General features: G+C 61.6%; 10 protein-coding genes. 4 read left to right on the top strand and 6 right to left on the bottom strand.

Annotated elements, in window-relative coordinates; translation table 11 throughout:
- Window positions 1-19 precede the first annotated feature (19 nt).
- The gene (locus tag L9B60_RS25335) at window positions 20-559 is read left to right on the top strand and encodes a gluconokinase (RefSeq protein ID WP_249673712.1); all 540 of its coding nucleotides are present in this window, start codon (window positions 20-22) and stop codon (window positions 557-559) included.
- Between the two features lie 97 nt (window positions 560-656).
- The gene (locus tag L9B60_RS25330; RefSeq protein ID WP_249673711.1) at window positions 657-2,009 is read left to right on the top strand and encodes a GntP family permease; all 1,353 of its coding nucleotides are present in this window, start codon (window positions 657-659) and stop codon (window positions 2,007-2,009) included.
- A gap of 64 nt (window positions 2,010-2,073) precedes the next feature.
- On the opposite strand, the gene L9B60_RS25325 is transcribed toward L9B60_RS25330, so the two are convergent.
- From L9B60_RS25325 to L9B60_RS25310, 4 genes are all read right to left on the bottom strand, one after another.
- Complete coding sequence (locus L9B60_RS25325) at window positions 2,074-2,757, bottom strand: RibD family protein (protein ID WP_249673709.1); 684 nt, start codon at window positions 2,755-2,757, stop codon at window positions 2,074-2,076.
- Between the two features lie 87 nt (window positions 2,758-2,844).
- Window positions 2,845-4,215 carry a DUF1329 domain-containing protein gene (locus L9B60_RS25320; protein WP_249673708.1) on the bottom strand — a complete coding sequence of 457 codons (1,371 nt, stop codon included), beginning with the start codon at window positions 4,213-4,215 and terminating at the stop codon, window positions 2,845-2,847.
- A 17-nt stretch (window positions 4,216-4,232) separates the two neighbouring features.
- A complete protein-coding gene (locus L9B60_RS25315) occupies window positions 4,233-6,026 on the bottom strand; it encodes a DUF1302 domain-containing protein (protein WP_249673707.1) in 1,794 nt (597 codons plus the stop codon).
- An 871-nt stretch (window positions 6,027-6,897) separates the two neighbouring features.
- Window positions 6,898-8,310 (bottom strand): ArnT family glycosyltransferase, encoded by a 1,413-nt coding sequence (locus tag L9B60_RS25310; protein ID WP_249673706.1) that lies wholly within the window; start codon window positions 8,308-8,310, stop codon window positions 6,898-6,900.
- 294 nt (window positions 8,311-8,604) lie between these two features.
- On the opposite strand from L9B60_RS25310, the gene L9B60_RS25305 reads away from it, so the two are divergent.
- Together L9B60_RS25305 and L9B60_RS25300 are read left to right on the top strand one after the other, a co-directional pair.
- Window positions 8,605-10,164, top strand: a complete 1,560-nt coding sequence (locus L9B60_RS25305) for an ArnT family glycosyltransferase (RefSeq protein WP_249673705.1) — start codon at window positions 8,605-8,607, stop codon at window positions 10,162-10,164.
- A 280-nt stretch (window positions 10,165-10,444) separates the two neighbouring features.
- Window positions 10,445-11,248, top strand: a complete 804-nt coding sequence (locus tag L9B60_RS25300) for a gamma-glutamyl-gamma-aminobutyrate hydrolase family protein (protein WP_249673704.1) — start codon at window positions 10,445-10,447, stop codon at window positions 11,246-11,248.
- 66 nt (window positions 11,249-11,314) lie between these two features.
- On the opposite strand, the gene nudK is transcribed toward L9B60_RS25300, so the two are convergent.
- Window positions 11,315-11,893 (bottom strand): GDP-mannose pyrophosphatase NudK, encoded by a 579-nt coding sequence (gene nudK, locus L9B60_RS25295; protein ID WP_249673703.1) that lies wholly within the window; start codon window positions 11,891-11,893, stop codon window positions 11,315-11,317.
- A 58-nt stretch (window positions 11,894-11,951) separates the two neighbouring features.
- Window positions 11,952-13,583 (bottom strand): IclR family transcriptional regulator domain-containing protein, encoded by a 1,632-nt coding sequence (locus L9B60_RS25290; protein WP_249673702.1) that lies wholly within the window; start codon window positions 13,581-13,583, stop codon window positions 11,952-11,954.
- Between the last annotated feature and the right edge of the window lie 132 nt (window positions 13,584-13,715).

Below are 13,715 nucleotides of genomic sequence, written 5' to 3'. Positions count from 1 at the left end.
GCAACTGCAGGAGATACCCATGAAAACCCCTCTATCCGCGATTGTGGTGATGGGCGTGGCAGGCTGCGGCAAAAGCAGCGTCGGCGCCGCCATCAGCGAACGTAGCGGTGGCCGCCTGATCGAGGGCGACGTGTTCCACCCTGCCGCCAATATTGAAAAGATGAGCGCGGGTATCCCCCTCAATGACGACGACCGTGCCGGCTGGCTGACCCGCCTGGGCGAGGAAATGAGCGCCTGCGTGGCCTCTGGCGAACGCGCCATCCTGACCTGCTCGGCGCTCAAGCGTGCCTATCGCGAAAAGCTGCGCGCTGCCGTGCCTGGCCTGGGTTTCGTGTTCCTCGAACTGACCCCCGAGGAAGCGGCCAACCGCGTGTCCCACCGCCCCGGCCACTTCATGCCCGCCAGCCTGATCGACAGCCAGTTCGCTACCCTGGAATCGCCTCGCGGTGAACCGGTGACGCTGGCTCTGGACGCCACTGTGTCGATCACGCTGTTGGCTGAAAAAGTCGACACCTGGCTGCACGATCAGGACGCACCGTCGCTGCCGCAGACGGCCTGATTTTTTTACCCCTAAAAGACAGCGCTACCTCACTGACTGACTACACTAGTTGTTCATAAGCTGCGCCAACAACAACGACAACACGAGGCACCCCCTTATGCTGGGTCTACCCATGGACACCTACCTGCTGCTGGATGCACTGGTCACCATCATCGGCCTCGTGCTGTTGATCACCAAATTCAAGATTCACCCCTTCGTCGCGCTGATTCTGGCTTCGGGCTTCCTGGGCCTGACCTCGGGCATGAGCGTGGTCAAGGTGATGAAATCGTTCCAGGACGGCTTCGGCGGCGTGCTGGGCTTTGTCGGCATCGTGCTCGCCTTGGGCACCATGCTCGGCAAGTTGATGGCCGATTCGGGCGGTGCCGACCAGATCGCGCAAACCCTGATCCGCAGCTTCGGCGTGAAGAAGGTGCACTGGGCCATGATGTTCTCGGCCTTCCTGGTCGGCATCCCGCTGTTCTTCGAAATCGGCTTCGTGCTGCTGGTACCGCTGGTGTTCATCGTGGCCCGGCGCTCCGGCGTGTCGCTGGTCAAGGTGGGTATCCCGCTGCTGGCCGGCCTGTCCGTGGTGCACGGCCTGGTGCCGCCGCATCCGGGCCCGTTGCTGGCCATCGGGGTATTTGGTGCTGACATCGGCAAAACCATTTTCTACGGGCTGATCGTTGGCCTGCCGACTGCCGTGATTGCCGGTCCGATTTTTGCCAACTTCATTTCCAAGCGCATCCCGGGCAACCCGTCCAAGGAGCTGATGGACCAGATCGCCAAGGAAGCGGTGATCGAGAACCCGCCCAGCTTCACCGTGACCCTGATCACCGTGCTGCTGCCGGTGTTCCTGATGTTGCTCAAAACCCTGTCCGACGTGGTGCTGCCCGCCGACCACATAATCCGCCAATGGATGGACTTCATCGGCCACCCGATCAGCGCCCTGCTGTTCGCCTTGCTGCTGGCCTTCTACACCTTCGGCCGCGCCCGTGGCTTTGACCGCCAGCACATCATGAAACTGCTGGACCAGAGCCTGGCACCGACCGCCGCGATCATCCTGATCGTGGGCGCCGGTGGCGGCTTCAAGCAGATGCTGGTGGACACCGGTGTCGGTAACGTGATCGGCCAGATGGCCGTGCACGCGCAGATCTCGCCGATCATGCTGGCGTGGCTGGTAGCGGCGGTGATTCGCATTGCCACCGGTTCCGCCACGGTCGCGACCATCACCGGCGCCGGCATCGTCGCACCGGTCGTCGGCATGATCCCGGGCGTCAACCGCGAACTGCTGGTGCTCGCCACCGGTGCCGGCTCCCTGATCCTGTCCCACGTGAACGACGCCGGTTTCTGGCTGGTCAAGCAGTATTTCAACATGACCGTGGCCGAAACCTTCAAGACCTGGTCGATGATGGAAACCATCCTTTCGGTGGTTGCGATCATCTTCATCATGGGGCTGTCGTACGTGGTTTGATGGCGGTGCCGTGATACAAAAAAAGCGACCTTCGGGTCGCTTTTTTCATGACCCTGCGCAGCGTTTACAGACGATACCGCAACCACACCGCCCCACCCTCCTGCACCTCGGCGCTGGCCAGCTTCAAGTGGGCAGGCTGGCGCCAAGCCCTCTCGCTGACCTCGAACGAAGCCGGGTGCTCGCCACGCCCGTCAATCAACGGCAGCACCAGCACGCTCACCTCATCCACCAACCCTGCATTGACGAACGAGCCGCTGACGTGAGGGCCACCCTCCACGATCAGGCGTTTTGTGCCCAGTTCGTTGGCCAGGATCTCGACCACCTGATGCAGGTCAATCTCGGTCTTGCCGGCAAACAGGTACGACACGCCGATCGACTGCAGGTAAGCCAGGTAGTCATCACTCACCGCCTCAGTCAGCACCTCGACGATGTGCGAATCCAACGCCTGGCTGGTTTTCCAGCCGACTTTGCCATGGGGGTCGATAGCGATGGCGTACTGCTTGGCGTCGCGCTGGGCGAAATGGTGGGTGCGCGGGATCGGCGATGTAGCAAGGCCGGCAGGGTAGCCTTCGTCGTGGGCGATTTCCTGCATGGTCACGCGGCCACAGATCCAGGCATCGAATTGAAAGGTCTGCGCCAGTTGCTCGTAGAGTTCGCCAGCGGCTTTCTTGAAGGTACGGTCCCAGCCATCGGTAAGCGCGTGGCCGTCCAGGGAGGACATCATGTGGCAGACGATATAGGGCTTCATGCGGGCGCTCCTGACAGTGATCTATTGCCGACCCTTGCGGGCCGGCGATAGTTCATCCCATCTTAGTCAGGATGAGTACTGCGGGGCTTAGCGGATACCCTTGGCGCGCAGGGCGCTCGGGGTAAAGTCGGCATTGCTGAACTTCTGGTCGAACTGGATGAATTTGTTTTCTTCGTTGCTCATGCCGGTGACGATGTAGCGGCCTGCGATCAGGTCGTACAGCGCTTCAAAGGCATAGGACGGGGCCTGGCGATGGTAGTACGGCACCAACAGGGCCTGGCCGACACGCCACAGTTGGCCACGACCGTCGTACAGGTCCGACATGGCGATGGTCCAGGTGTCTTCATCGACGTAGAACCGGCGCTTGGCGTAGATGTTGCGCTTATCGCCCTTGAGCGACGCTTCCACCACCCACACACGGTGCAGTTCATAGCGAGCCAGGTCGTTGTTGATATGGCCGGCGCGGATGATGTCCTTGTACTTGACCGACGGCATCGCGATGCGGAAGTTGTTGTACGGGATGTACAGCTCCTTCTTGCCGATCAGCTTCCAGTCATACATCTCTGGCGAGCCGTTGAACATGTCGAAGTTGTCGGAGGTGCGCATGCCGTCGGACGCAGTACCCGGGCCGTCGAAGGCCACTTGCGGGGCCTTGCGCACCCGGCGTTGGCCGGCGTTGTAGATCCATGCATCGCGCGGGTGCGCAGTCTGGTTCAACGACTCATGCACCAGCAGCACGGTACCGGCCAGCCGCGCCGGCGCCGTCACTTCCTGCTTGAAGAACAGCAACACGTTGCCGCTCTCCTTAGGGTCGTAGTTGCTCATCTTGTAGGGGAAGCCGACATCATCCTCAAGCTTGATGGCGTCGAAACTGCCGTTGGTTTGCGGTACGGCCTGGGTGTACAGGCGGATGGCGTTGCCGCCACGGTAGCGGGTGATGTGGTTCCAGATTACCTCAAGGCCAGTTTGCGGCTCGGGGAAGGCATAGACATGGCTGTCATCGAAGTTTTGCAGGCCGTTGCCATCGGCCGTCAGCGTGGTCTTGGCGGCACTGACCTTGGCGGCTGCAGCGACGTCATCGGGCACCGAGGCGCTGCGACGGGTCACGTACACCGGCATGCTGTAGGTGTCGGGGTAGCGTTTGAACAGAGCGATCTGGCCTTCGGACAGCTTGGCCTTGTACTGGTCGAGGTTTTTGGCGGTGATGGTGAACAGCGGCTTGTCACTGGCATAGGGGTCGCCCATGAAGCCGTTGCTGTCGATCGGTGCGGCGTTGGTCTTCAAGCCACCGTCCCAGGCCGGGATGCTGCCATCGGCGTTGCCGGCTTTTTCGCCACCCAGCGGGGTGAGCGAGGTGCCCAGCTTGGCCACTTGATCGGCGCTGACCGCCGCCATTACGTTGGCTGCCAACAGGCTCAAGACCAGGGCGCCACATTGCATCAGATTCTTACGAGTCATCAAAGGTGCTCCTGCCATTAGAAGTTCACGCCAAAGCTCAAGGCCACGAAGTCGCGATCGGTGGTGACGTTGTAGTCCCCGCCAAAGAAGTTGGTGTAGTTAAGGCTCGCGGTGTAGGTGTTCTGGTAGTCCGCATCGATGCCGATGCTGGCTGCCTTCACCCCTTCGTTGAACACGGGGCCGGTACCGTTGACGTCCTGGGACCAGGCAAGGTTGGGCTTGAGGTTGATGCCGGCGAAGGCGTTGGCGTAATCCCAGATAGCACGGGCGCGGTAGCCCCAGGACGTGGAGGTGTAGAAACCACCCGAGCCGTATTCGTCATCGGCAGCCGCCGATTCCGGCAGGCCGAACACCGCGTCGCGGCCCATGCGCTGGCCGATCTTGTTGGAGATGCCGCCCACCCGGGTCACACCGACTTCACCCACCAGGGTCAGACGCTCGGCGCCCATCACTTGGTCAAAGAAGTGCGTGAAGGTGGTTTGCGCCTGGGTCACTTCCTTGCGGATGTAGCCGGAGCTGACCACGTTGGCCTGGGCCAGTGCCGCAGCCGCGCCGCCGGTGGCCGCAGCCCCCGCCACCGTGGTGGCCAGGCGACCGGTCAGGTCCGAGGTGTTGGTTTGCAGCGGCATGTTCGGCCGGTAGCTGATCTCGCCGCTCCACGCGGTGCCCTCAGGCAAGGTAGTGGAGAAGCTCAAACCGTACAGGCGGATGTCCTCGGGGTATTCGAGGAAGTAGCTGCCACGGCCCAACAGGATCGGCTGGGCCAGCGCAGGCGTTCTCAACGCGGTGGTGATGGCTGCCGCGTTGGCGTTCTGCACGCTGACGATCGGCGTACGGCTGTGGTAGTTCATGGCATAGGCACCGTACTCGGTGTCATCGCCCAGCCAGTGGAACGCCATGCCCCATTGGCCGGAGTCGCGGGCATCCTTGTCGGAACCGCGCGGTACCACCAGGCCTTCGGGGCTGACGGCCACGCCCAGGCTGTTGAGTGCCGCCAGGGTACCCGGCTGGCGCAACGCATTGACGGTGTTGGCATCCAGGATGTTGTAGTTGTTGCGGCAACCATCGGCGGCCACGTCGGTGGTCGAGAAGAAGGTGCCGCAGTTGTCCAGGACGGTCTGGTCCCATTCCAACTGGTAGAAACCTTCGACCGAGAGTTTGTCGGTCAGGCCCTGGTTCACGTACAGCATGTTGACTGGGATCAGGCCTTCCTTGATCTCTGCACCTGGGCGGCGGAACGCCGACACGTCGATCGGGTTGATGGCGTTGATGCTGTTGCCGATGAAGGTACTTTCACCCCAGCTCACCACCTGTTTACCGACCCGCACGCTGCCTGGCTTCTCGGCGATTTGGTAGTTGTAGTAGGCGAAGGCATCGAGCAGTTCGAAGCCCGAGGACTTGGCAGCCTCTTTGCGACCGTCGTTGCTGATGTCCTTGAACTCGCGGCTTTCATCTTGCAGTTCGAAGTCGTACCAGTACTTGGCGCGGGTGAACACGCCAAAGTCGTTGTACTTCAATTCCAGGTCGTGAATGCCCTTGAAGATCTTCGAGAAGGTTTCGCCCTTCTTGAAGTTCAGGTGGCCGTCGTCGTTGGTCTGGGTAAACCCGTGCCCACCGTTGGCCGAACCGATCAAGCGCTCTGACGGGCTCTGGGTACTCCAACTGGCACCCACCGACAGCGAGGAGTCAAACTGCCCCTCGATCTCGCCAATGTTGAAGTTGACTGCCTGTGCTTCGACGCTAACCCCAAATCCAACCACTACCGCCAGAATCCTCGGAGAGAAATCGGCGAACTTTATTCTTGTTATCATGTGGCGCTCCTTGATGGATGAAACAACCCCTACTGCCCTACTTGCCCTCATTTGCCCCGGCGCCCCCAGCAACCCGAATGCGAAGCCGATCGCCGCCCCCACGCTCAAACCTTGAGCGCGCAGTGGGGTACGCAGGGAAACTGTTCATGGCCCAACTACCGGCCCAAGACACGTGTTGCGAGACCACCGGCCCTCAACAAGGGCACGGCGATTTGCACGGTGGTGCGAGATGAATCCTGACGTCATGCCCTTCTCCGTTTTTTATGGGTCTGGCGGCAAATATAGCCGACCCTTTTTGTTCGTCACGGAAATGCTACACAAAACAGGTTGATTAGTGTGCTTAGAAACGTTGTTCCAGAGCCTTTCAGCAGCCGGAATAGGCCTGAACACCCCGCCATTGTTGGCTTGTAGACCGCTGCGCTGTAAAGCGCGATTTCTTTGCATTCATGGCTTTGATCAAGGGCCATACATTTAAATATGAACGAAGGTCTGCAAGCTGCGGTTATTTATACAATTCGCAACAATTGGAGAGGGTGTTGTGGTGACGGTCGCCGGTGGCGGCCCGCGCGGGTTGGCTTGGGATTCAAGTGATGCTGAAACCGGCCGCCCGCGCGGCCTGTCGCAAGCAAGGCTTGCTCCCACATTGGTTGCAACGTGCCGCAGTCTGGTGGAGAGGCGTTGAATGATTTTAAAAGCGCTGCAAATGGACCTGCCATACATCCAAAGCTGGCAACGCCTCTCCAACAGAATGCGGTACGGTGCAATAAATGTGGGAGCAAGCTTGCTTGCGATAGGCCGCGCGGGCGGCCGGTAGTGGCCATTACCCAATCCACAGCCACAATCACAGCCACAGCCAAACCCAGCACCACCCTCACCGCACCACAAAATAATAAGCACGCTCCCCCACCACCACCTTGTGCAGCACCACCAGCGGCGCTGGCGGATCGTCGTCGCGCTCCATGACGGCGACATGGTCAGCGCTGGCCAGGAGATAACCGTTCAATTGATCCTCCGTCTGCAGCGCCCGCAACAGGCTGCGGCTGTAGAACACACCCGCTCCCGCCAGACGCTCGCTGGGGGTGTAGAGCACCACCTGCTTACCGTCTTGCTCCAACGAGCGGATCAGCTCGGTCAGGGGCAGGAAGGACTGTTGCGCATCCTGGCGTGGCAGTACCCACACTGCCACCGCCAGGTAGCTGCAGATCACCACCGCCAACACCCCTTGAGCCGCGCGCGGCGCTTTTGGCCAGCGATCGCCATAACGTTCTCGCAGCAGCCTCAGGTACTCCATGGCGATCACCGCTGCCGCCGGTGCCAGGGACATCAGGTAGACGGTCCGTTTGCTCGACGCCAAGGTCAGCAACGCGAACTGCGCCAGCAGCCACAGGCTGAAAAACAACAGGTAGGGGTTGGCGCGCCACTGCTTGCGAAAATGCCATAGGCCCAGGTACACCAACAGGTTCCAGGGCAGGAAGGCTTCCGGCAATTTGGCCAGGTAGTAATAAAACGGTTCGAAATGCCCTGCCGCTTCGAACGAGCCATCGAAGCGCCCCACGCTGTTGGCCCACAGCACATCGGCCAATGCACCGGCACCGCCGTCGCGGTACAGAAAACCCAGCCACACCAGCAACGGCAGCACACCCACCAAGGTCGCGGCCGCAGGCTTGAGCCAAGCGCCCAGGCGCAAGCGCTTGTGCAACAGGCTGTCGGCCACAAGCCAGGCAAAGATCACCACGCCCGGCAAGGCCAGGCCCAGCACGCCCTTGCTCAAGGTGGCAATGGCGATGCCGGCGGCAAACAGGCCCCACCACCGCGCCTGCCCGCCCTGGCTGATGCGCAGGTACGCTAGCAGGGACAGGGTCACGCCCAGGCACAACAAGGCGTCCTCGCCCACCTGACGCACGTTGCCCCAAAAGCTGCCCATGGTCGCAAGCAGCAGCGCCGCGCCCCAGGCCACCCACACTGGGCGGCCCAGGCTGCGCAGCACGGCGTACAGGCCCAGTACGCAAAACAGCCCGGCCAGCGCCGACGCCAAGCGCACCGCCCAAGTGGTGGGCCCGAACAGTTTCATGAAGCCTGCGTCGAGCCACAGGCTCAACGGCGGTTTTTCCAGGAAAGGCTCGCCATTGAGCCTGGGCGTGACCCAGTCGCCGTGCAGGTGCATTTCCATGGCGATGCCCGCTACGCGAGGCTCGGTGGAGCCTTGTAATTCATGATTGCCCAGTGCTGCGAAAAACAACAGGCACAGCAGTATCAACAGCGTCAGCGTGGGGCGCGAGGTCATGGGCGGGCAGTGTCCAGAGGGCAGGTTTGCAGCACAGTAAAACGCAACACATGTCGATAATTCGTTCGTGTGACGACTTTTTCTCATTTCCCTTACACAGGCGTCACATCACCCTGCCTAGGCTCTGCACGAAATGAATTCCAGCGAAGGTCAGGGGAGCGCTCGACTTGACCAGCTGTCAATGAGCATTGCGATCGGACTCGCGCACGAGCCTGTTTTCAACGCAGCATGACCGAGCCGGGATGCAGTTCTTACAGAGCCTAGGCTGGCGCCACCTGACTGATGAAGACCTCCATGAGCGCATTTTTAAAAAGCGAGCGCGGCGCGCTGCTGCTGTTACTCAGCGTGACGGCGCTAATCCTGTTGCTGGGCCTGGGCAGCCGCGAGCTGTGGGGGCCGGAAACCCGCTGGGCGAACATCGCCCTGCAGATGCTGCAGACCGGCGACTACTTGAACCCCTACCTCAAGGGGCTGCCCTACTACGACAAACCGCTACCCTCCTACTGGCTGATCACCGCCTTTGCCACGGTATTGGGCGGGCTGGGGCCTTGGTCGCTGCGCCTGTCCTCGGTGATCGCTGCGTGGCTGAGCGTGTGGTTGGTTTACTCGATAGGCGAACAGTTGTTTCGCAAAGGCACCGGGCTTATCGCCGGCTGGATGCTGGCGACCACGTTTTACTTTGCCTTTTGGGCGCGGGTAGCCACGGCGGATATCCTCACCGTGTGCGGCGTGCTCGCGGCCGTGTGGTGGTACTGGCGTGGCCCCGACGACACGCGCCTGGGCCGCTACACGGTGTTCTTGCTGATACTGGCGGTGACATCGCTGTTCAAGGGCCTGATCGGCTTTATCCTGCCAGGCTTGTTGCTGCTGCCACACCTGCTGAGCCAAGGCCGCTGGAAACAGCACCTGAACCTGCGCCTGCCGCTGGCAGCCGTGGTGGCGGGGGCGGTGTACGCGCTGCCGTTCGTGCTGTCGCATGCGTATGGCGCGCCCACCTATGGCGAAAGCGGCCTGGCCTTGGTATTTCGCGAGAACGTGGTGCGCTTCTTCCAGCCCTTCGACAACATCGGGCCGATTTACACCTACCTGCTGTACCTGCCGGTCTATACCCTGCCTTGGGCACCCTTTTGGGTGTTGGCCCTGTGGGTTGCCGTGCGCCACTGGAAGCACACCGAGGCCAACACCCGTTGGTTGATCAGTGGCCTGGGCCTGTTGTTTGCGTTTTTCACCGCCAGCGGTAGCCGCCGCAGTTACTACGTGCTGCCCCTGGTGCCATTCGCGCAACTGCTGGGCGCCTGGTGGATCACCCGGTACATCGCCGCCCGCCGCGCCGCCGACAAGGTCAGTGGCCCGGGCTGGGTGAGCAGTTTCGGCGCCATGGCCGCGCTGTTGATGCTGGTGCTCGGGGTGTTCTACCCCTGGAGCAACGGCGGTGGCGGCGTGATGCACTTCAGCCGGCAAGTGCAGGCCGAGGCTGGCCGGCAAGCACCTTGGGGGCAATGGCGGTTGGTGCTGGTTGAGGCCGACAACAGGCTGCCGATGTACCTGCCCAGCGGTGAAACGCCGTTCTACTACGTACCCGAGGAGCTCGATTACCCACGTGACGGCGACAGCGCCGGCTTCATGGCTTGGCTGCAAAAGCACAGCGGCGAGCGATGGGACCCGGCGCGCACGATCATCATCGAGCAATACCGCGATGCCGACCACCTGCCCCTGGGGTACTTGGCAGACGACCATCAAGTCATTACCACCCGCCCAAACAATGGCGCGCGCCTGTTCCATCAGCACGATGGGGGCAGCGTGGCGTTCATTCCAGAACCCGCTACCCACCCCGCGCTTACCGGCGAGCGATAATAATATTTAACTAGCCCGAAAACCCAGAATCATCGAAAACCCCATTAAACAGGGCCTTATCAGCACGCCAAGTCAGTCATGGCGCAAAGAATCTTTTACGAAAGCACGCATATTGTTTGACATAATAAACGGCTCTGGCAGGATATGTGGCAGGTTTCCGACCGAGAATCGGCATTCGCCTCGCATTCCCGGCAGTGCTCGGAGCCTCAGGCAGCGACAGCATTTAGAGGTTGCGCCTGCACAAAAACGATAGGCGGCTGCGCCTGTCCCAAGGTGACATATGTCCAACAGCAACATTGGCAATAAGAATCAAAAAACCCGCAAACCCGTCGTCCTGATGTCCATGGGTGCCCAGGAACGCAAGGGGCACGACTATCAGGTCATGACGCACAAATACATCGTACCCTTGGTGGAACATGCCGGCTGCGTGCCGGTGCTGGTACCCACCTGCTGCGGCACCGAAGACCTGGAGCAATACCTGGACATGGCCGATGGCGTGTACCTGACCGGTGCCGGCAGCAACATCGACCCTGCGCTTTACGGCCAGGAAAACCAGACCCCCGGCAAAGGCCAGGACAAGGACCGCGACCTGTTCGACCTGCCGTTGGTGCGTGCGGCCATCGCCCGTGGCCTGCCGATTTTCGGCGTGTGCCGCGGCATGCAGGAAATCAACGTGGCGCTGGGTGGCGACATGTACCAGAAGCTCTACGCCGAGCCTGGTTTCAATGACCACCGCGAAAACAGCGAAGATCCCGTCGAGGTGCAGTACGCACCGGCCCACAGCGTGCGCATCGCACCCAACACCTGGCTGCGCAAGCTGCTGGGCAGCGACGAGATTCGCGTCAACTCGCTGCATGGCCAGGGCCTGAAAACCCTGGGCAAGGGCCTGGAAGCCATCGCCAAGGCCGAAGACGGCGTGGTCGAAGCCGTGCACGCCCCTACCCTCTCGCCGTTCCTGTTTGCCGTGCAATGGCACCCGGAATGGCAAGCGGCGCAGAACCCTGATTCGGTGAAAATCTTCCAGGCGTTCGGCGAAGCGTGCCGTCGGCAGGCGCAGAAAGGCCAGTACGAAAACGCGGCCTGATAAATTGCGGCGGGGTTTTCGCGGATAAATCTGCTCCTACAAGAGCCGATTTATCCGCGACGGCTTTCACGCCATCAATCGTAATTCCAGGTACTGCAACAACATAATCGTCTTGCCATCGGCGATCTCGCCGCTCTGCACCATGGCAATCGCCTGCTCGAACCCCAGCTCCAGCACCTCGATGTCCTCCCCCTCCTCTTGCAGCCCGCCGCCGTCGCTGACCTGATCGTGAGGCTGATACTGGCCGATGAAAAAGTGAATGCGCTCGGTCACCGACCCTGGGCTCATGAAGGCATCGAAGATTTTCTTGATCTCGCCCACCCGGTAACCGGTCTCTTCCTCGGCTTCCTTGCGAATGCGCTCCTCAGGGCTGGCGTTGTCCAGCAAACCTGCGGCGGCCTCGATCAGGTAGCCGCTATGGCCGTTGACGTAGCACGGCATGCGGAACTGGCGGGTGAGCAACACCGTGCGCCGCTCCAGGTTGTACAGCAGGATGGTGGCGCCGTTGCCACGGTCATACACCTCGCGCGTTTGCGGCTGCCAACTGCCGTCGCGGCGCTGCAGGTCGAAGCTGTACTTTTTGAGCACGTACCAATTGTCAGAGAGGGTTTCTTGCGCGGTGATGCGAATGGGGGCGCGTGCCATTGCAGGTCCTTGTGCGTTACTGGGTGGGGGGCAGCATGTTGCGTCGCGCCAAGCAGAGTCAAGTCGACGACCCTGGGCGTCGCGCCCCCCAATGGGTGCGCGCAGCCCCCACCCCGCTTAACTCCGGATTGACGTGCAGCAAATGCCCGGAGGCCGGCGCATTGCCCAGTGCCTCCATCGCCAGGTCATGGCGCGAGGTGGTGATGTACAACGTATCGTTGCTTGGCCCGCAGAACGCCAGGTCCGTGGGGCTGGGCACAGGCAGGCCGATCATACGATCCAAGCTGCCGTCGGCGGCGAACCGCACCAGGCTCCAGCCATCGCGAAGGGTGGTCCATACGCCACCCTGGCTATCCAGTGCCAGGCCGCTCAGGCGCCCAGACCCCTTGGGCAGCGTGGCCAGGCGGCGCACGCCACCGCCCTGGCCGCGCAGCACAAAAATCGACCCCGAATCCGGCCCCACGGCGTACAGCGACTCGCCCTTGGCATCCCAGCCAAACGCACTCACGGGCTCTTGAAACGCGCGCGGTTCAAGCAGCTCCCCTTGCACGTCCAGCTCGCCGATTTCACAGCCCGTCGGCGTCGCCAGGCAAGCCCAGAGGCTGCCGCACGGGTGCACGGCCAGGCTCAACAAACGCTTGCCCGGCCAGTGCGCCAACGGATGCTCCAAGCCTGATGCGTCAATCAGCGACCAGCCGCTGGCATGCCCCACCATCAGGCCGTCGCGGTGCAGTTCCAGGGCACAAATCGGCCCATCGAACCGGGCCACGATACGCTCACCCTGGGCGTCGAGTACCCGGATGGCCGGGGCCAACGTGTCGGCCCAAAACAGCCGTTGCGTGGCGTCGCACCAGCGCGCAAAGGCGCCATGGAACGACCATGGGCCCGGCACTAGTTGAGCTTCGCTGTCCGTGAGGCGCACTTGCGATTCACTTAACTGCGACCCCACCCGACGCGCCGCATCGGCCAGTTCCGGGCCCAATAATTCGAGGCGGTTCAAGGTCAGCCGATAGGCGGGCCCGGCCACGCTGAGCGCACCGCGCACCTTGCCCGCATTGTCGCGAATAGCAGCGGCAACACAGCGCACGCCCAACACGATCTCTTCGTCATCGATGGCATAGCCACGGGCACGGGTGATCTTCAGTTCCGCCTGCAATTGGCGCCGGTCGGTGATGGTCAGGGGCGTCAGTGCAGCCAGGGTCAGGCCCTTGAGCACTTCCTCGCGACGCGCCTCATCCAGTGCCGCCAATATAGCCTTGCCCTGCCCCGTGCAATACACCGGCTTGCTTTGGCCCATCGCCGCCGCCGAGCGCTGGGTGTGCGCGCCGTCACAACGCTCAAGCGACATGACCTGGTTGCCATCGAGCACCGCAAGGTAAGACGTCTCCCCGGTCAGGTCACGCAAGGCGCGCAGCTCGAAACTGGCAGCCGCCACCAGGTCGGGCATCAAGTAGGCATTGCGTACCAGTTCCAGATAGCGGAACCCCAGCCGGTAGACCTTGCGCACCGGATCGCGGCGGATCATGCCGCGATCAATCAGGCTGGCGATGATGCGGTAGAGCGTGGTACGCGGCAGCCCCATCTGAACCGCGAGCTCGGCCTGCGATACCCCCTCGGGCCTGGAGCCAATGGCTTCAAGCACATCCATGGCCTTTTCCAGGGCGCCAGTGCCATCGGAAGGCGTTTTCATCATAAATTCCCACTCGTTGGAACAAACGGTTTTGCCCAGCATAAACACGATTTTCGCCAAGTCAATTAGCGCTTAAGATCCGACCAAGAAGGAAGTGAAGCTAACTAAATATTCCCAAACTACGGGAATTAT

The organism is Pseudomonas abieticivorans, assembly GCF_023509015.1.
Lineage (GTDB): Bacteria > Pseudomonadota > Gammaproteobacteria > Pseudomonadales > Pseudomonadaceae > Aquipseudomonas > Aquipseudomonas abieticivorans.
The sequence above is the reverse complement of the archived record's forward strand: the minus strand, read 5'-3'. Positions and strand labels throughout refer to the sequence as shown.

What these genes read in the sequence shown, in the direction of transcription:
- L9B60_RS25315 (WP_249673707.1), bottom strand. Translation starts at nt 6,026, where the DNA reads ATGATAACAAGAATAAAGTTCGCCGATTTCTCTCCGAGGATTCTGGCG.
- nudK (WP_249673703.1), bottom strand. Translation starts at nt 11,893, where the DNA reads ATGGCACGCGCCCCCATTCGCATCACCGCGCAAGAAACCCTCTCTGAC.
- L9B60_RS25325 (WP_249673709.1), bottom strand. Translation starts at nt 2,757, where the DNA reads ATGAAGCCCTATATCGTCTGCCACATGATGTCCTCCCTGGACGGCCAC.
- L9B60_RS25290 (WP_249673702.1), bottom strand. Translation starts at nt 13,583, where the DNA reads ATGAAAACGCCTTCCGATGGCACTGGCGCCCTGGAAAAGGCCATGGAT.
- L9B60_RS25320 (WP_249673708.1), bottom strand. Translation starts at nt 4,215, where the DNA reads ATGACTCGTAAGAATCTGATGCAATGTGGCGCCCTGGTCTTGAGCCTG.
- L9B60_RS25305 (WP_249673705.1), top strand. Translation starts at nt 8,605, where the DNA reads ATGAGCGCATTTTTAAAAAGCGAGCGCGGCGCGCTGCTGCTGTTACTC.
- L9B60_RS25300 (WP_249673704.1), top strand. Translation starts at nt 10,445, where the DNA reads ATGTCCAACAGCAACATTGGCAATAAGAATCAAAAAACCCGCAAACCC.
- L9B60_RS25335 (WP_249673712.1), top strand. Translation starts at nt 20, where the DNA reads ATGAAAACCCCTCTATCCGCGATTGTGGTGATGGGCGTGGCAGGCTGC.
- L9B60_RS25310 (WP_249673706.1), bottom strand. Translation starts at nt 8,310, where the DNA reads ATGACCTCGCGCCCCACGCTGACGCTGTTGATACTGCTGTGCCTGTTG.
- L9B60_RS25330 (WP_249673711.1), top strand. Translation starts at nt 657, where the DNA reads ATGCTGGGTCTACCCATGGACACCTACCTGCTGCTGGATGCACTGGTC.